At 73.6% G+C, this 18381-nt stretch carries 12 protein-coding genes; 6 read left to right on the top strand and 6 right to left on the bottom strand.

All coding sequences use genetic code 11. The features are described from left to right. Window positions 1-9: 9 nt before the first annotated feature. Genes B5Y66_RS08190 through B5Y66_RS08180 form a run of 3 tightly spaced genes read right to left on the bottom strand, consistent with a single transcriptional unit; the run spans window position 10 to window position 3116 of the window. Entirely contained in the window at window positions 10-909 is a 900-nt protein-coding gene (locus B5Y66_RS08190) for a carbohydrate ABC transporter permease (protein WP_079573384.1), read from the bottom strand. Continuing rightward, window positions 909-1835 (bottom strand): carbohydrate ABC transporter permease, encoded by a 927-nt coding sequence (locus B5Y66_RS08185; RefSeq protein WP_079573381.1) that lies wholly within the window; start codon window positions 1833-1835, stop codon window positions 909-911. The genes B5Y66_RS08190 and B5Y66_RS08185 overlap by 1 nt, the downstream gene beginning before the upstream one ends. Window positions 1836-1874: 39 nt before the next feature. After that, window positions 1875-3116: an ABC transporter substrate-binding protein gene (locus tag B5Y66_RS08180; RefSeq protein ID WP_079573379.1), complete on the bottom strand. Its 1242-nt coding sequence runs from the start codon at window positions 3114-3116 to the stop codon at window positions 1875-1877. Between the two features lie 201 nt (window positions 3117-3317). Here B5Y66_RS08180 and B5Y66_RS08175 point away from each other — a divergent pair, with 201 nt between their 5' ends. Beyond that, on the top strand, window positions 3318-4529 hold the full coding sequence (locus B5Y66_RS08175; RefSeq protein ID WP_079573377.1) for an ROK family transcriptional regulator: 1212 nt from the start codon (window positions 3318-3320) through the stop codon (window positions 4527-4529). A gap of 4 nt (window positions 4530-4533) precedes the next feature. Here the strand turns inward: B5Y66_RS08175 and B5Y66_RS08170 are convergent, their stop codons facing one another. Continuing rightward, window positions 4534-4926, bottom strand: coding sequence for a MerR family transcriptional regulator (locus B5Y66_RS08170; RefSeq protein ID WP_079573375.1), 393 nt, complete (start codon window positions 4924-4926; stop codon window positions 4534-4536). Window positions 4927-5107: 181 nt separating this feature from the next. Between B5Y66_RS08170 and B5Y66_RS08165 the strand changes: the two genes are divergently transcribed. After that, window positions 5108-6679, top strand: coding sequence for a SulP family inorganic anion transporter (locus B5Y66_RS08165; RefSeq protein ID WP_079573373.1), 1572 nt, complete (start codon window positions 5108-5110; stop codon window positions 6677-6679). 68 nt (window positions 6680-6747) lie between these two features. Beyond that, window positions 6748-7752: a prolipoprotein diacylglyceryl transferase gene (gene lgt / locus B5Y66_RS08160; RefSeq protein WP_079573371.1), complete on the top strand. Its 1005-nt coding sequence runs from the start codon at window positions 6748-6750 to the stop codon at window positions 7750-7752. 4630 nt (window positions 7753-12382) lie between these two features. Here lgt and B5Y66_RS08155 read toward each other — a convergent pair. Further along, a complete protein-coding gene (locus tag B5Y66_RS08155) occupies window positions 12383-13498 on the bottom strand; it encodes a diacylglycerol/lipid kinase family protein (protein ID WP_079573368.1) in 1116 nt (371 codons plus the stop codon). A gap of 232 nt (window positions 13499-13730) precedes the next feature. Here B5Y66_RS08155 and serS point away from each other — a divergent pair, with 232 nt between their 5' ends. Beyond that, a complete protein-coding gene (serS, locus tag B5Y66_RS08150) occupies window positions 13731-15002 on the top strand; it encodes a serine--tRNA ligase (RefSeq protein ID WP_079573366.1) in 1272 nt (423 codons plus the stop codon). Further along, window positions 14999-15793 (top strand): HAD family hydrolase, encoded by a 795-nt coding sequence (locus B5Y66_RS08145; protein WP_079573364.1) that lies wholly within the window; start codon window positions 14999-15001, stop codon window positions 15791-15793. Before serS ends, B5Y66_RS08145 begins: the two co-directional genes overlap by 4 nt. Before the next feature lie 74 nt (window positions 15794-15867). Here the strand turns inward: B5Y66_RS08145 and map are convergent, their stop codons facing one another. Next, window positions 15868-16650 carry a type I methionyl aminopeptidase gene (map, locus tag B5Y66_RS08140; protein ID WP_079573362.1) on the bottom strand — a complete coding sequence of 261 codons (783 nt, stop codon included), beginning with the start codon at window positions 16648-16650 and terminating at the stop codon, window positions 15868-15870. 223 nt (window positions 16651-16873) lie between these two features. On the opposite strand from map, the gene B5Y66_RS08135 reads away from it, so the two are divergent. Then, on the top strand, window positions 16874-18271 hold the full coding sequence (locus B5Y66_RS08135; protein ID WP_079573360.1) for an ABC transporter substrate-binding protein: 1398 nt from the start codon (window positions 16874-16876) through the stop codon (window positions 18269-18271). The last annotated feature ends 110 nt before the right edge of the window (window positions 18272-18381 follow it).

The raw sequence follows: 18381 nt of genomic DNA, 5'->3' as shown, positions 1-18381 counted from the left end.
GACGCGGGGTCAGCCCTTCACGGCGCCCTGGGTGACGCCTTCCATCACCCAGCGCTGCGTGAACAGGTACGCGACGATCGCCGGGGCCATCGCCATGAGGTACGAAGCGAAGGAGACGTTGTAGTTGTTGCTGAACTGGGTCTGGAACAGCTGCTGCCGCACGGGCAGCGTCTGCAGGCCCGGGTCCGAGATGATGAGCGACGGCATCATGAAGTCGTTCCACGCGTAGAGGAACGCGAAGATGCCGACCGTGGCGCTCATGGGCGCGAGCAGCGGGAAGATCAGCTTCCAGAACGTCTGCCAGGTCGTCGCGCCGTCGATGCGGGCGCTCTCCTCGAGCTCCAGCGGGATCGACCGCAGGAACGCGGTGAACAGCAGCACGCTGAAGCTCAGCTGGAACATCGTGGCGAGCACGATCACGCCCAGCGGGTTGTCGAGCCCGAGACGCCCGGTGAGCTGGATCTGCGGCAGCGCGACTACGGGGAACGGGATGAACATGGCGCCGAGGAGGTAGAAGAACGACCACCGGAACAGGCGGCGCTCCCAGTTGCGCATGATCGCGAAGGACGCGACGGCGGCCAGGAGGATCGTCGCGGCCACCGTCCCGGCCGTCACCAGGAGCGACATCGCGAGGCCCACGGGGAAGTCGGTGAGCTGCCAGGCCTGCACGAAGCCCTGGACGCTGACGGGCGCGGGCAGCGAGAACGCGTTGCCGTCGACGGCCTGCTCCGTCGTCTTGAAGGCCATCGAGACGGTCACGTAGAGCGGCAGCAGCACGGTGACCGTGCACACCGCGAGGAGGATCGTGCCGGACGTGTTCCACCGTGGGCGCGACGCGCGGAGCCGGCTGCGGGCGGACGCCGGCGCGGGGAGCTCGGAGCGGTGCGGCGTCGTGGCGAGCGTCGTCATCAGAGGGCGTTCCTTCCGCGGGTGACCGAGAGCTGGAGGAACGCGATGAGGACGGTGACGACGAAGAAGATCGTCGCGTTCGCCATCTGGTAGGCGTAGTCGCCCCCGTTGAACCCGGTGATGATGGTCATCGCGATGCTCCGGGTGGCCGTCCCGGGACCGCCGTTGGTCAGGCCGACGATGATGTCGTAGGCGTTGAGGAAGTTCTTGAAGCCGAGGATGACGTTGATGACCACGTAGCCGGCCACGAGCGGCAGCGTGATCCTCGTCAGCCGCTGCGCCGGGGTCGCGCCGTCGATCTCGGCGGCCTCGTACACGTCGCCCGGGATGGCCAGCAGGCCGGCGATGTAGATGAGCAGCGTGCCGGGGACGGCCTGCCAGGCCGTCACGAGGACGATCGCGACCCAGGCGAGGTCGGGGTTCGCCAGCAGGCTCGTGGACAGGAACGGGATGCCGAGCGCTTCGCCCGCGGCGGGCAGGGAGTTCGAGAACAGGTAGCTGAAGACGTAGGCGATGATGATGCCGGAGACCACCATCGGGATGACGTACACCGCCCGCAGGCCCACCTTGAGCCGGATGCGGGAGGTGAGCCCGACCGCCAGCAGGAACGCGGCGACGTTCACCACGAGCACGGTCACGAGCGCGAACCCGAAGGTGAACAGGTAGCTCTGCCAGATGGCGGGGTCCCGGAACGCCACGGCGTAGTTGGTGAGGCCGATGAAGTTCCAGTCGCCGATGCCGACCGAGTTGGTGAAGCTGAAGAAGATGCCGACGAGCGCGGGGACCGGGATCGCCAGGGTGAACAGGACGAGGCTCGGCAGCAGGAAGAGGTAGTAGATCGGTTCGGTCCGCCTGGCGCCGCGTGGCGCGCGCCGGGCGGCGTCCGGGGCGGCCACGCCCGGCGTGGCCGTCGTGAGGGTGGACATGAGCAGGACTCCTTCGTCGCTCTGCAGGTCGGGCTGCTGCTACTGGCGCCGGGCCAGACGGGCCCAGTCCTCGTCGAGGGTGCGCATCACGTCGTCGACGTCCTCGCCGAACGCGATCCCCTGGGTGTAGGGCATGACCGGGATCGTCTTGGGCACGAGCACCGAGGCGCCCTGGTAGACCTTCCCGTCGTCGTAGTAGTCGGTCATCCCCGCGAGGCGGGGGTCCGAGGGCGGGGGCGCGTCGGCCGTGGGCGTGTAGCCGAGCTGCGACTCGTTGTAGCCCTCGATGACCTCGGGCCGGTAGAGGTACTCCAGGAAGTCGCGTGCGGCGTCCTGGTGGTGCGAGCCCTCGGGGACGATCGCGGCGAGGTCGACGTTGACCCGCACCTTCAGGTCGGCCGGGTCCTCGGTCATGGGCAGGGGAAAGGTGCCGAGCTCGAGGTCGGGTGCGGTCTTGGCGATCTCGCTGAAGGCCCACGGACCCTGGAGGTACATCGCGGCACCGCCCTGCGCGAAGGCGAGGTTGCCGTCGCCGTACCCGCGGCTCGCGGCGTCGTCGTTGACGTAGCCGGCGAGCTGCGTCATCTGCTCCAGCGGCCCCGCGAGGTCCTTCTCGAACGACACGGCCGACCGCGGGCCGACGTCGGCGCCCTCGGCGGCGAGCCGGTCGAAGAAGTCGAGGGTGTCGACCTGCCCGCCCACGGCGTAGTCGAACCACCCCTGGGCCACGGTCCAGTCGTCCTTGAAGGTGCCGTAGAACGGCGTCTCGCCGGCCTGCTCGAGCGTGTCCGCCACCTCGATCAGCTCGCTCCAGGTCTGTGGCACCTCGAGGTGGTGCTCGGCGAAGATCTCCTTGTTGTAGATCACCGAGGCCGCCATCACCGAGTAGGGCAGGGCGCTCGTGCGGCCCTCGCACCGGCCGTACTGGTCCATGAGGGGCTGCAGGTCCGGGCGGATCCGGCTCGCGGCCCGGGTGTCGCCCAGGTCGGTGAGCGTGCAGCGGTCGACGAACCGTGCGACCTCGTGGTTGTAGTTCGCGAGCATGAGGTCGGGCGGGTTGCCGCGGACGAAGCTCGCGGAGACGACGTCGACGCCCGAGGTGTCGAGCTCGACCCGGACGGCGTCCTGCGAGGCGTTGTAGTCGTCGACGACCTGCGTCATGTAGGGGATGGCCTCGCGCTTGCTGAAGGTGAACCGGACGTCCTCCGGGCCGCCGTCGCCCGGCCCGCAGCCGACGAGGAGGCCCGCCGTGAGGGTGATCCCCAGGGCTCCACCGGTCATCCGCGCGGCGCGTCGGCCTCGCGCGGGCGCCGTCGTCCTGGCCCGGGCAGTGCTCGATCTACCGGCCCTCATGCTCGCTCCGTTCGTCGTCGAACTTTGTTGGCGGAGAAAATCTAGCACTAGAATTTACTGCTCGACCATACTGGTCCCGACCTGGCCCCGGCGTCCTCGGGGCCCGGCGACGACGACACCGGAGCGACGATGACCCACGGCGCGGAGGCCACGACGCCCTCGACGCATCTCGTGCGCCGGCTCAACGCCGAGCGCGTGCTGCAGGAGGTGTGGGACGGCGAGCCCGTCACGGCGAGCGCGCTCATGGCCGCGACCGGGCTGGCCCGGTCCACGGTCCTGGCGCTGTGCCGGGAGCTCACCGACCGGGGATGGCTCGTGGAGCTCGACGACGCCCGAGCCGCCGGCGCGTACACGAAGGGGCGTCCGGCGCTGCGCTACGCCTTCCGCCCCGACGCCGCGCTCGTCGTGGGGGTGGACGCGGGGCAGCACCGGGTCTCGGCGGCGGTCGCCGACCTGCACGGACGGGTGGTCGCGGAGGAGTCCGTCCACCTCGACCCGGGGAGCGACGCCGCAGCCCGCCGTGCCAGCGTCCTCGACGCGGTGGGCGTCGCGGTGGCGCGCGCCGGCCGGACCGACCGCGAGGTCGTCGCCGCGGTGCTGGGCGTGCCCGCCCCGGTCGGCACCACCGGCGTGCCCGCGGGGGAGCGGAACCCGTTCTGGGCCCTGATGAACCCCGGCCTGGAGGACCTGTTCGCCGACCGCGGCTGGGACACCGTCGTCGAGAACGACGCGAATCTCGCCGCCGTCGCGGAGGCCGAGCACGGGGACGGCGCCGCGGCGTACGCCGCGCTCCTCGTGGGGGAGCGGTTCGGCGCGGGGATCGTGCTGGACGGCACCCTGCGGCGGGGGCCGCGCGGCGCGATCGGGGAGATGCGGATCCTCGACCTGGTGGAGGGCGTGGGGCGCAGCGACGGGCTCGGCGCGCTGGCCCGTGACGAGGCGCGCCGACGGCTCGACGCCGGTCGTGCTGCCGGCAGCGTGCTGGCGGACGTCCCGCGTGACCGCCTCGACGCCGAGCACGTCCTGGCGGCGGCGGGCGCGGGGGACGCCGTGGCCGGCGAGGTCGTCGACGGCCTCGCCGACCGGCTGGCGCGCGTGTGTGCCGTCCTGTCCGGGCTCCTGGACCTCGACCGGGTGATCGTCACGGGCGCGATGGCGCCCGCGCTCGGGCCGGTGGTCGAGCGGGCCCGCGCGCTGCTCCCGGACCACCTGCACGACCCGTCGGTCGAGGTGGTGGTGTCCGACCTCGGCCCGGACGTCGTGCGGACGGGCGCCGTGCGCCTCGCGGTCGAGCACGTCCGGTCCCGGGCGCTCGACCGCGACCTGCCCGCGGAGGGCTGAGCGGTCAGCGGGAGCGCAGCAGCTCGATGAACTCGTCGGCCATGGCGAGCTTGCGGGCCAGGCCCGCCCGGCGCTCCTCGGCCGCGGCGCGATAGCCGTCCAGACGGGCGCGGGCGTCGCCGGCCCCCTCGCCGTCGAGCGTGCCCGCCTCGAGGGCGTCGGTGATCTCCAGCAGCTCCGCCATCTCCTCGAGCGTGAAGCCCAGCGGCTTCATGCGGCGCACGAGCAGCAGCCGCTCGACGTCGTCCTCGGTGTACAGGCGGAACCCGCCCTCGCTGCGGGCCGACGGCCGTACCAGCCCCACCTCGTCGTAGTGCCGCAAGGTGCGCAACGACAGCTCGGTGCGGCTCGCGACGGCCCCGATGTGCAGCGTGGCGGCAGGGGAGGGGTCGGTCATGGGGTCCAGTCTGACGGATCGCGAGCGGGTAGAACTCTACCCTCACGTGAGGGTAGAGTCGGCGTCGCCGCGGACGCTCGTACCCACGTCCGCCCGCGGCCTCCCCAGCTTCTCGGCGCGACGGCGCGTGCCCTGCCCCGGGTGTGCCGCCGGCCGCCCCTCGACCGAACGGAGCCTCCGCGTGTCGGACGACCTGCGTGCCTCCCTGCCCGATCCCGCGCCCGCGCCGGTCCTCGTGACCGGCGCCCCCGACGCCACCGCCTCGGGGTCGTTCAGGGCGGCGTTCAGCTCGGCGAGGACCCTGCGCACCGAGGTCCTGGCGGGCCTCGTCGTCGCGCTCGCGCTCATCCCCGAGGCCATCGCGTTCTCGATCATTGCGGGAGTGGACCCGCGCATCGGCCTGTTCGCGGCGTTCACGATGGCCGTGACGATCTCGTTCGTCGGCGGCCGCCCGGCCATGATCTCCGCCGCCACGGGCGCCGTCGCGCTCGTCATCGCGCCCGTCGTGCGCGACCACGGCCTCGACTACCTCGTCGCCACCGTGATCCTCGGCGGCATCATCCAGGTCGTGCTCGGCGTCCTCGGCGTCGCCCGGCTCATGCGGTTCGTCCCGCGCTCGGTGATGACGGGCTTCGTCAACGCGCTCGCCATCCTCATCTTCACCTCGCAGCTGCCGCACCTGTTCGGCGACAAGGTCACGGCGGACAACCGCTGGTGGGTCTACGCGCTCGTGGCCGTCGGGCTCGCCGTCATCGTGCTGCTGCCGCGCTGGACCAGGGTCGTCCCCGCCCCGCTGGTCGCGATCGTGCTGATCACCGGCGCCGCCCTGCTGGCCGGGCTCGACGTGCCGACCGTCGGCGACGAGGGCGAGCTCCCGCAGTCCCTGCCGAGCCTGTTCTTCCCGGACGTGCCGTTGAACCTCGAGACCCTGCAGACCATCGCCCCGTACGCGCTGGCGATGGCGCTGGTCGGCATCCTCGAGTCCCTGATGACGGCCAAGCTGGTCGACGACATCACCGACACCCGCTCGAACAAGACCCGCGAGACGTGGGGGCAGGGCGTCGCGAACGTCGTGACCGGGCTCTTCGGCGGCATGGGCGGCTGCGCCATGATCGGCCAGACGATGATCAACGTGAAGGTGTCGGGAGCCCGCACGCGGCTCTCGACGTTCCTGGCAGGCGCGTTCCTGCTGGCGCTCGTCGTCGGGCTCGGCGACGTCGTCGCGACCATCCCGATGGCGGCGCTCGTGGCCGTGATGATCATGGTGTCCGTCGGCACGTTCGACTGGCACTCGGCCCGCCCGTCCACGCTGCGGCGCATGCCGAAGTCGGAGACGGCGGTCATGCTCGCCACCGTCGCGGTCACGGTCGCCACGCACAACCTCGCCTACGGCGTGATCGTCGGCGTGCTCGTGGCCGCGGTCCTGTTCCTGCAGCGCGTCGCCCACCTCACCACCGTCACGCGCCTGGACGCCTCCGACGCGGACGACGAGCGGGTGTACGCGGTGGACGGCGAGCTGTTCTTCGCGTCGTCGAACGACCTCGTCTACCAGTTCGACTACGCCGGCGACCCGCAGCGTGTCGTCGTCGACATGTCGAGCACGCACGTCTGGGACGCCTCCACCGTGGCCGCGCTCGACGCCGTCCAGCACAAGTACGCGCAGCACGGCAAGACCGTCGAGTTCCGCGGCCTGGACGCGGACAGCGCCGAGCGGCTCGAGCGCCTCGCCGGCAGGCTCGGCGCCGGCCACTGACGCCCCGGACGCCCTTGACACCAAGGCCGACGCCATGGCGGCGGGCCGGCGCGCGGTAGGTTCGGGCCATGCCCGCCGCCGGAGGAGTCACCACGTCGATCCCCAGCCCCGACCCCGCGTGGTCGGTGCTCGAGCTCGGGCCCCTGACGATCCACGTCTACGCCCTGTGCCTGCTCGCCGGCATCGCGCTGGCCACCTGGATCACGCACCGTCGCCTCGTCGCGCGCGGCGCCGACCGCGAGGTGACGCTCGACATCGTGATGTGGGCCGTGCCGCTGGGCATCGTCGTCGCGCGGATCTACCACGTGCTCACCCACCTGGGCGACTACTCGGACGGGACCGGTCCGTGGGGCTACTGGGAGTGGGTGCGCGTCTGGGACGGCGGGATCGCGATCTACGGGGCGCTCCTCGGCGGGGCGCTCGGCGTGTGGATCGGGTGCCGGCGGGCGGGCCTGCGGTTCTGGTCGTTCGCCGACGCGCTGGCGCCCGCCATGCTCGCGGCCCAGGCCGTCGGCCGCCTCGGCAACTACGTGAACCAGGAGCTGTACGGGGCGCCGACCACGCTGCCGTGGGGCCTGGAGATCGACGGCGCGGTGGCCGGCTTCCCGGACGAGACCCTGTTCCACCCGATCTTCCTGTACGAGATGCTCTGGAACCTCGTGGGCGTCGCCCTCCTCCTCCTCGTCGAGCGCGCGGTACGGCGGCGCGCCGAGCTCCGGGCCGACGCCGTCGGCGAGCCCGGGTACGGGCTGCGGTGGGGCCGGATGTTCGCGCTGTACCTGATCTGGTACGGGCTGGGGCGCAGCTGGCTCGAGGCGCTCCGTATCGACCCCACGAGCAACGCGTGGCTCGGGGTCCCCGCCAACATCTGGACGTCGTTCGTCGCCGTCGCGCTGGGCGTCGCGCTGTTCGTGGTCCGAGGGCGGATGCACCCCGAGCCCGAGACGTCCGTCTACGTGCCGGGCCGTTCCGCCCGCTCGGCCACCTCCGGCGACGCCGCCTCCGGCGACGTCACCCCTGACGACACGGCCGCCTCCGACGACGCGGGCAGCAGCTCCTCCGCCGCGGGCTGACCGCGGTCGTCGGGATCCTCGGTCATCCCCGTCCGCAGCACGATCAGCCCCACGAGCGGCACCGCCGCGGACAGCATGATCGAGACCATGCGGATGCCGTAGTCGTTGACGACCGCGCCGCCGACGCCGGCGAGCAGCAGGCTGACCAGCACAGGCCGCAGCAGGGGCCAGCGGGCCTCGGACCGCTCCAGCCACCGGGCCCGCAGGCGCGGCCCGCCCCAGAGGACGGCGACCAGGCCGACGAGCACGGCGAGCGCCAGCCACGCCGGCACGCCGCCGGTGAGGGAGCGCAGGGCGTACCCGGCCTTGCGCGCGACCGTCTCGATGGCGGTGCCGTCGACCACGGACTGCACGAAGGCGCCGAGGTGCGTGCGCTGCGCGGCCGGGCGCAGCCAGTCCACGACGCCGATCACGGCGACGAGCGCGACGCCCGCGAGGCCCGCGAGGATCAGCCGCTTCCAGGTGACCCGCGCCTCGAGGACGCCGAGCACGACGACGACGAACACGGGCACCAGCACGAGCCCGCCGCCGACGTCGGCGCCGAGGGTGGGCCAGACGCTCACCACCAGCGTGACCAGGCCGACCGCCGCGGCGACCACCCCGGCGGGGATCGTGCCCCACCGCCGGCGGACGGCGGTCGCGAGGCCCGCGGCGGCGATCACGGCCGCGGTGGCGTAGATCGAGTACGTGGGGTTGCCGAAGCCGTAGTACCGGCCGCCGAGCGTGGGCGCGGAGCCCAGCGGGCTGCCGCGGTGCAGGGGCGTGCCGAGCATCGCGTCGACGGTGAGCACGAGGAAGGTGAGCGTCGCGACCACGGTGGCCCCCGCCCACACCGGCCGCCGGGGTGCGAGGGCGCCGACGAGCGCCACGACGACGGTGCTCGCGCCGAGCGTCAGCCACAGCGCGGTGGCAGGCTCCGCGAGCCGCCACCAGCCCCACGCCGTCATGAGGAACGCGGCGGCCGGCACGGACGCGCACACCAGCAGCACGGCGTCGAGCACGCGCGCCCAGCGGCCCGCGGCCCGCGGGGAGGTGCGGCGCAGGCGAGGCAGCAGCAGCACGACCAGCGCGAACGCGGCGAGGCCCACGTACGCGGGGAGGGTCGTGACGGTGCCGGTCGTGACGCGCAGCATGTGGTCGCGCTCGGTGAGGCCGGCCAGCTCGCGCACGGTGGCCCCGGTGCCGCCCGGCCGCTCCGCCGCGAGCTCGATCGGGGAGCCGCTGAGGTCGGCGGGCACCGGCACGTCGAACGCGGAGACGAGGGTGGTCGGCACGTCGAGCAGCCGCACGACGCCGAGCCAGTGGGTGGCGCCGGACGTGAGGTAGGCGGGGGCGTCGTCGGCGTCCGCGTCGGCCACGCCGACCCCGAGGGACGGGCGGCCCGGTGCCGGGTTGCCGACGTCCATCACCAGCACGGTCGCGTCGGCGGGCGCCGTGGCCAGGACGCGCCCGACGGTCGCGTCCACGGCGCGCAGCGCGGTGTCGCGAGCGGGGCCGTCGGCCGTGACGTCGTCGGGCAGCGGGGCGAGGCCCGTGTAGCCCTCCGGGTCGGGGTGGTACGGCGCGCTGCCGGCGTCGACCACGGTGACGGGGCAGGAGAACGTGTCGGCCGGGTCGGCGAGCGCCGCGTCGAGGGTGCGGTAGCGCGCCACGGCGCCGTCACGGTCGGCGAGGGCGAGGGCCGCGCCGGGGGCGACGGCGGTGGTGCACACGCCGCCGTCGGCGAGGGCGTCGCCGAGCACGCCGAGGGTCGGGCGGAACTCCGACGACGACTGCAGCGCGGCGAGGTCGTCCCATCCGTCGACGGTCGCGGCGCCGTCGCCCGACGCGTCGCCGGAGGGGGCCGTGACCTCCCACGGCGCGCACGACCAGGCGCCGTCCGCGGTCTGGCCGGTCACCGGGCTGCGCCCGGACGACAGTCCGAGCCAGCCGGCGGCGGGGCACGTCGCGGAGGCCCCGCCGACGGCGGGCGTGACTCCGGCGCCGCTGGCGCCGTCGCGCAGCACGTCCCACAGGGTGGGGGTGGCGGACGGACTGACGTCCTCCCAGCGCAGACCCTGGGTGCCGACGATCACGACGGGGTGCGCGTCGTCCACCACGGGGGTGCCGGCGGAGGAGACGTCGCCCGCGCGCGCCGATGCCGAGCCGGGCAGCGCGGTGGTGCCGACGAGCAGCGCGACGAGCAACCCCGCCGACGCCCCGACGAGCACCGCGGGCACGCGGGCGAGCACCGGTCCGGCGGCGCGCGCGGCACCGGACCTGGGGGCGGTGACGGCCTCCTCGGCGTGGGCGAGGCGGCCGGCGAGGAGCACGGGCACGGCGAGGGCGAGCACGATCGCAGCCACCGCGACGCCGGAGTCGTTGAGCAGGGTGCCGACGCCGGCCGTCACGACCAGCGCGACGACGAGCCGCCACAGCACCGGGTCCTGCCGGTACGCGCGGGCGAGGCCGTCCAGGCGGGCGCGCCCCGGGGCGAGCACCGCCCACGCGGCGGCGACGCAGACGAGGAGCGCGGCGGCACCGGCCGGGTTGGCGACGGTCGCCCAGGCACCGGCGGCCTTGCCGGCGACGACGCCGAGGGCGCGACCCTCGACGACGGACTCGACGAAGCCGCCCAGATGGCTGCCGGGCCCGGGCAGCAGCCAGTCCACGACGGACACGACGGCGACCACGAGGACGGTGCCGGCGGCCACGAGCAGCATCCGGCGCCCCGTGATCCGCACGCCGGCCACGCCGAGGGCCAGCACCGCGAAGCCCGGGACGAGCGCGAGGATGCCGCCGAAGTCCGCGCCGAACGGCGGCAGGCCGTCGACGAGCACGGTGACCAGCCCCACCGCGGCCGCCGTCCAGCCGGCCCGTGCGGGGCTGCCGCCGCGGGCGCGCACGGCTGCGGCGAGCCCGGCGGCGAGCACCAGGCCGACGACGGCGTAGACGGCGAAGACGGTGTTGGAGAAGCCGTAGAACCGCGCCCCCAGGGAGGGCGCCGGGCCGAGCAGCGAGCCCTGCTGCAGGGTGGTGCCGGTGAGCCCGTCCACGGTCACGACCAGCCAGGTCACGCCCGCGAGGCTGGTGGCCAGGCGCCACGGCGAGGGCGGCAGCAGGCGGCGGGCGAACCACGCCACCAGCGCCGCGACCAGGGCCGCGACGGTGAGCGAGAGCACCAGCGTGGTGACCGGCGACGGCGCCGCCCACCACCGGGACAGCGTCGCCAGGGACGCCGCGACGGGAAGGCTCGACGCCACGACGAGGACCGCGAGGCCCACACGGCGGCCGTACCGCGGGCGGCCGTCGTCGGCCCCGCCGTCGTCGCGGGCGCCGCGGCGGCGCGCCAGCAGCAGCGCGCCGACCACGACGATGTCGGCCAGGCCGACGAGCCCCAGCACCAGGGGTGACAGGCGCGGCACGGTGTCGGTGAGCACGCTGAGGTACTGCCGGTTCTCCACGGTGCGGGAGACGGAGATGCGGCGGTCGTCGCCGCGCTCCAAGGGGGAGCCGGTGAAGGGGGCGAGGGCCTGGTCGAGCGTGTCCTCGCCGTCGTCGGCGGTCGTGCCGGAGCCGTCGTCGCCGTCGGAGCCGTCGTCCGTCGCGGCCTCCTCGTCGGTGGGCGACGTGCCGGACAGCGCGCCGCCGGTCACGGTGTCGGCGACGGTCGCGGACAGGTCGGCCAGCACGACCACCCCGGCCCAGCGGGAGGACGTCGAGCTGAGCCAGGTCGCGCGGCCGCCGGGCGCCGTCCAGTCGACGACCACCTGGAGGTCCGAGGGTCCGAGCGGGGTGTCGGAGATCCCGGCCACCACGAGGCGGCCGCCCGCGGGCAGCAGGTCGGCGAGCCGGCCCACCTGGTCGTCGAGCTCCTCGACGGCGGCGGTCCGCTCGCTCGCGGCGTCGGGCAGGACGCCCAGGTCGACGACGGTGGCCGGGCACTCGGCCACCTGCGCGGCCGTGAGCCGCCCCGCGTCGGAGAGGTAGCGGGGCACGTCGCCCCCGGCGTCCGCGAGCGCGACGGCGGCACCCGGGCCGACGGCGGTGGTGCACGTGCCCGCGACGTCGGCGACCTCGCCCAGCGCGCCGGGCTCGGCCGCGTTCGGCGTCAGGGGGTCGCTCGCGGCGAGCTCCGTCCAGCCCGGCACGTGCGCGCGCTCCGTGCCGTCGTCGGTGGTGGGCGGTACGGGCACGGTGGGGCAGCCCAGGGCGGGCGCGCCGTCGACGGAGTCCTGCGCGGTGTCCTCGCCGGAGTCTTCCGCGCCGTCGGGGACGGCGGGCTGGGCGACGGCCCTGCTGCCTGCGGACAGCGTGAGCCAGCCCTCGACCGGGCACGTGGGCGTGAGGGTGCGCACCGCGATCGACGCGACCGACCCGCCCCCGATGAGGCGCCACAGGTGCGGCGTGCGCACGGCGTCCACGTCGGACCACTGCAGCCCCGACACGCCGGCGAGCACCAGCGGCGTCTCGGGCGGCTCGGCGTCGGACGGCGCCGGGGCCGCGGACGCGGCCGGTGCTCCGAGGAGCAGGGCGGTGAGCGCGACGACGAGCGCGAGGACGCGAGCAGGGCGGATCACGCGGGCCAGCCTATGCACGCCCAGGTCCGGGCGGCCGCGGGGCCGTCACCGGGCGCGGGACGTTCACGCGATCATCCCGTCCGGACCACGAGGGCACCGGGCTCGACCCAGGTCTCCAGCTCGACGGCGCTGCCCAGCGGGTCGCCGTCGACCTGCGCCTGCTCGCCGTCGTCCACCCGGATCACGGCGCGCCGGGCGCGCGTGTGGTCGATCCGGCCGATCTTGCCGGGCAGGTCGTTGCGCACGCCCAGGCCCTGCGCCACGACCTCCCCGAGCAGCTGCGCCCAGCCGGCGAGGCCGCCGCGGGTGTCGATGGCGGCGACGTCGAGCTCGCCGTCGTCGATGACGGCGTCGGGCAGCAGGGTGAGGCCGCCGGGCAGCCGGCCGCAGTTGCCGACCATGATGCTGCGCAGCCGTGCCTCGACCGCCTCGCCGTCGTCGAGCCGGATGATCGCCCGCATCCGGCGGCCGTGCAGGTGCCGCGCGCCGGCGAGGAAGTACGCCACCCAGCCCACCCTCGCCTTGAGCTGGTCGTCCGCGTCCGCCACCATCGCGGCGTCGAAGCCCAGGCCGGCGATGACGAGGAAGATGTGCGCGCGGTGGGGGTCGCCGTCGACGAGCGGCTCGGCGTCCGGGGCGAACTCGCTGACCCGGGCCCGCCCGACGTCGATGGCACGGTCCGTGCCGCCCACCACGACGGCCACGGCGTCGGGGACCGAGGTGAGCGGAAGGTCGAGGTTGCGGGCCAGCAGGTTGCCCGTGCCGACGGGGATCAGCCCCATCGGGTGCCCGGTCCCGGCGAGCGCCTCCGCGACGGCCCGCACCGTGCCGTCCCCGCCCGCCGCGACGACGACGTCCGCGCCGTCCGCGAGGGCCTGCCGCGCCTGGCCGGTGCCGGGGTCGTCGACCGCGGTCTCGTAGAACAGGGGGTCGGGCAGCGCGGCCTCGGCGCACACGCGCTCGACGACGGCGCGCACGTCCGCGGCGCCCTCCTTCGACGGGTTGATGACGACGGCCAGCAGCATCCCCCTCGCTTCGCCGTCCCGTGTGCGCTGCGCGTCCCGCTCGGCGACGGCGTGCTGCTGCGTGCGTGCCCGCCGCCACACCACCAGGAGCGCCACGAGCGCGCCCAGCGCGACGACCAGCGCCACGACCAGCGCCACGATCCCCGCGTACTCATCCGGCATGACGGCAACCTATGCCGATTCGGGCCTCGAGACCCGACGAGGTAGCCCATCTCACGCCGAGGTAGTCCATCTCACGTCGAGGTAGTCCGGAATCCGGCGAGGTAGTTCGAGGCTTCGCGAGGTAGTCCGGGAGCCGGCGAGGGTGTTCCGGCCCCCGCGAGGTGTCCCGGCCGGGGGGAGCGGCGCGGATTCCCGTGGGGCCGCGTGCGACCCGGCCGTTAGGCTGGCGGGCGTGATCGACCTCCGACTGCTGCGCGACAACCCCGACGTCGTCCGTGCGAGCCAGCTGGCCCGCGGCGACGACCCCGCCCTCGTGGACGCGGCGCTCGACGCCGACGCGCGCCGTCGCTCCTCCCTGACGGAGTTCGAGTCGCTGCGCGCGGAGCAGAAGGCGCTCGGCAAGAAGGTGGCGAAGGCCCAGGGCGACGAGAAGGCCGAGCTGCTGACCCACACCAAGCACCTCGCGGAGCAGGTCAAGGCGCGGCAGGCGGAGGCGTCGGATGCGTCGACGCAGGTCGACGAGCTGCTCTACCGCATCGCGAACGTGGTCGAGGGCGCGCCTCCCGGGGGCGAGGACGACTTCCTCGTCGTCAAGGAGGTCGGCGCGCCGCGCGACTTCGCGGCCGAGGGGTTCGCCCCTCGCGACCACCTGGAGCTCGGCGAGGGCCTCGCGGCGATCGACACGGCGCGCGGCGCGAAGGTGTCGGGGTCGCGGTTCTACTTCCTCACCGGCATCGGGGCGCGCCTGGAGCTGGCGATCCTCAACGCGGCGGTCGACCAGGCGGTGGCGGCGGGGTTCACGCCGATGATCACGCCCACGCTGGTCAAGCCGGAGACGATGCGCGGCACCGGCTTCCTCGGCAGCCACGCGGACGAGGTGTACCACCTCGAGAAGGACGACCTGTACCTGGTCGGCACCAGCGAGGTGGCGCTCGCGGGCTACCACGCGGACGAGATCCTCGACCTGTCGGCCGGCCCGAAGCGGTACGCCGGCTGGAGCGCCTGCTACCGCCGCGAGGCGGGCGCCGCAGGTCGCGACACCCGCGGCATCATCCGCGTCCACCAGTTCCACAAGGTGGAGATGTTCAGCTACTGCGACCCGGAGGACGCCGCCGCCGAGCACCAGCGCCTGCTGGCCTGGGAGGAGGCGATGCTGGCCAGGGTCGAGCTGCCGTACCGCGTCATCGACACGGCCGCCGGCGACCTCGGCACCTCCGCCGCGCGCAAGTTCGACTGCGAGGCCTGGCTGCCCACCCAGGAGCGTTTCCTCGAGCTCACCTCGACGTCGAACTGCACCACGTTCCAGGCGCGTCGCCTGGGCGTGCGCGAGCGCACCGTGGACGGCACCACGCGCCCGGTCGCCACGCTGAACGGCACGCTCGGCACCACCCGCTGGATCGTCGCCATCCTCGAGAACCACCAGCAGGCGGACGGGTCGGTGCGCGTGCCCGAGGGCCTGCGGCCCTACCTGGGCGGCCTCGAGGTGCTCGAGCCCGTCCGGTGAACCAGCACCTCGTCGCCCTCGACATCGACGGCACGCTGCTCGGGTACGACGGCGGCCTGTCGCCCGCGGTGCGCGACGCCGTCGCGACGGTCCAGGCGGCCGGGCACCACGTGGTGCTGTCGTCGGGACGCTCGCTCATCGCGATGGCGCCGGTGGCCGAGCTGCTCGGCATCGCCACGGGCTGGATGGTGTGCTCGAACGGCGCGGTGACGGTGCGGCTCGACCCGGCCCTGCCGCAGGGGTGGGAGCTGGACGAGGTGCGCACCTTCGACCCCGGCCCGGCGCTGCGCCTGCTGCGGGAGGAGCTGCCCGACGCCCGCTACGCCGTCGAGGACATCGGCGTCGGCTTCCGCATGAACGCGTTGTTCCCCGAGGGCGAGCTCGACGGCGAGCACCAGCTCGTGGACTTCGAGCAGCTCTGGTCCCGTGAGGTGACGCGCGTCGTCATCCGCAGCCCCGAGCGCACCCCCGAGGAGTTCAGCGCGATGGCCGCCCGCATCGGGTTGGGCGACGTGACCTATGCCGTCGGCTGGACGGCGTGGATGGACGTGGCGCCGAAGGGCGTCACCAAGGCGTCCGGGCTGGAGCGGCTGCGCGAGCGGCTCGGCGTCGACCCCGCCGCGACCCTCGCCGTGGGGGACGGTCGCAACGACGTCGACATGCTGCGCTGGGCCGGGCGCGGCGTCGCGATGGGACACGCGGACGACGTCGTGCGCGCCGCCGCCGACGAGGTCACCGGCACGGTCGACGAGGACGGCGTCGTCCCCGTGCTCCTCTCTCTGCCGAGGTAGTTCGACGGTCGCCGAGACAGTTCGAGGGCCGGCCCGCATCTCCTGCGGACCGGCCCTCGAGCTCGCTCGGCGTGTCAGCCGCGAGCGGTGAAGACGACGGGGCCGTCGTCGGTGATCGCGATGGTGTGCTCGCTGTGCGCGCCGCGGGAGCCGTCGGCGGAGCGCAGGGTCCAGCCGTCCGGGTCGGTGAAGATCTCGTCGGTGGTCTCGAGGAACCACGGCTCGATGGCGATGACGAGGCCCGGCTTGAGCGGGAAGCCGCGGCCGGCGCGACCGTCGTTCGGCACGTGCGGGTCCCCGTGCATGGTGCGACCGACGCCGTGGCCGCCGAAGTCGGTGTTGATCTCGTAGCCGGCACCGCGGGCGACCTTGGCGATGGCGGCGGAGATGTCGCCCACGCGGTTGCCGACGACGGCGGCGGCGATGCCGGCCTCGAGGGCCACCTCGCTGGTCTCGATGAGCTTCGCGTCGGCGGCGGCGCGCTGCGGCGAGGCGGAGGTGCCGACGACGAAGGAGACGGCGGAGTCCGACACCCAGCCGTCGACCGACGCGGCGAAGTCGAGGGTGAGCAGGTCGCCGTCGCGAAGGGCGTAGTCGTGCGGCAGGCCGTGCAGCACCGCGTCGTTCACCGACGTGCAGATGACCTTGCCGAACGGCATCGCACCGAACGACGGGTGGTAGTCGATGTAGCAGGACTCGGCGCCGCGGTCGCGGATCATGCGGTGGGCGAGCGCGTCGAGCTCGAGGAGGTTCACCCCGACGTCGGCGGCGTCACGGACGGCCGTGAGCACCTCGGCCACGAAGCGTCCCGCAGGGCGCATCTGGTCGATCTCTCGCGGGCTCCTCAGCTCGATCATGGGGGTCCTCTCGAAGGGCTCGTGGCGGGGGTCCGGGTCTCAGGGTGTCATGAATCGTCACCGAGTCGTGACCGTGAAACTCGTTGCGGGAACTTGCATCGAGCGGTGCAGGTGCGATCGACTCTGGGTGGAGGCAGTATCCCGGTCTAGGGGGACCTGGGATCGCGGGCCGCCGACCGGTGGGCAAACTTCCGTGAACCACGACGCAGTGGAGGAGCTTGGCATGACCACACGAACGACGACGGCGCGGCGACGCGCCCTGGCGCTGGCGGCCACCGGCGCGAGCCTTGCGCTCGTGCTGGCCGCGTGCAGCGACCCGGACGGCGAAGGTGGGACGGGCGACGAGACCGGGGGTGGTAGCGCTTCCGCAGCGGGCATCGACTGTGCCGCCTACGACGAGTTCGGCGACCTCGACGGCAAGACGGTGAGCGTCTACACCTCGATCGTGGACCCTGAGGGCGCCACACAGCAGGACTCCTACAAGGCCTTCGAGGAGTGCACGGGCGTCACGATCGACTACGAGGCGTCGCGCGAGTTCGAGGCGCAGCTGCTCGTGCGGATCAAGGCGGGCAACGCGCCCGACATCGCCTACCTGCCGCAGCCCGGCCTGCTCAACACGATCGCCACCGACTACCCGGACGCGATCCAGCCGGCGCCCGACGCGACGGCCGCGAACGTCGACGAGTTCTGGAACGAGACCTGGAAGGGCTACGGCACGGTCGACGGCACCTTCTACTCGGCCCCGCTGGGCGCCAACGCGAAGTCCTTCGTGTGGTACTCGCCGTCGATGTTCTCCGACGCCGGCTACGAGATCCCGCAGACGTGGACCGAGCTGATGGACCTCACGCAGCAGATCCGCGACGACACCGGCGGCCAGGTCTGGTGCGCGGGCGTCGAGTCCGGCGACGCGACCGGCTGGCCGGGCACGGACTTCATCGAGGACATGATGCTCCGCACCGCGGGCGTCGAGGACTACGAGAAGTGGTACACCCACGAGATCCCGTTCAACGACCCGAAGGTGGTCAAGGCGTGGGACACCGCGGGTGAAGTTCTCAAGAACCCGGACTACGTCAACGCAGGGCTGGGCGGCGTCGACTCGATCGCCACGCAGTCGTGGACCGACGCCGGCAACGGCATCATCGACCAGACCTGCTGGATGCACCGCGCGGCGAACTTCTACCAGACGCAGTGGCCGGAGGGCACCGAGGTGTCCGAGCAGGGCGACGTGTTCGCGTTCTACCTGCCGACGGACCAGACCGACGTCAAGCCGATGCTCGGCGGCGGCGAGTTCGTGGCCGCGTTCAACGACCGGCCCGAGGTGCAGGCGTTCCAGACCTACCTCGCCAGCGCGGACTGGGCCAACCAGAAGGCGCTGAGCACGCCTGACGGCGGCTGGGTGAGCGCCAACAGCGGGCTCGACCCGAACAACCTCGCGACGGAGTTCGACCAGTACGTGGCGGGCGTCCTCACCGACCCCGAGACGGTCGTCGCGTTCGACGCCTCGGACCTCATGCCGGGCGAGGTGGGCGCTGGCACGTTCTGGACCGGCATCGTGCAGTGGCTCACCGGGGCGAGCACCCAGGAGGCCACCGACAAGATCGAGGCGTCCTGGCCGAAGTGAGCCGGTACGCCGCGTGATCTCGCTCGACGGCGCGGTCCGGGGACGTCCCACGACGTCCCCGGACCGCGCGTCGCTCCTGACTCCGTCCCCACTCCTCGAGGAGGTCATCG

The organism is Krasilnikoviella flava (genome assembly GCF_900167525.1).
Taxonomy (GTDB): domain Bacteria; phylum Actinomycetota; class Actinomycetes; order Actinomycetales; family Cellulomonadaceae; genus Isoptericola; species Isoptericola flavus.
This window is presented reverse-complemented; position numbering and strand designations above follow the sequence as displayed.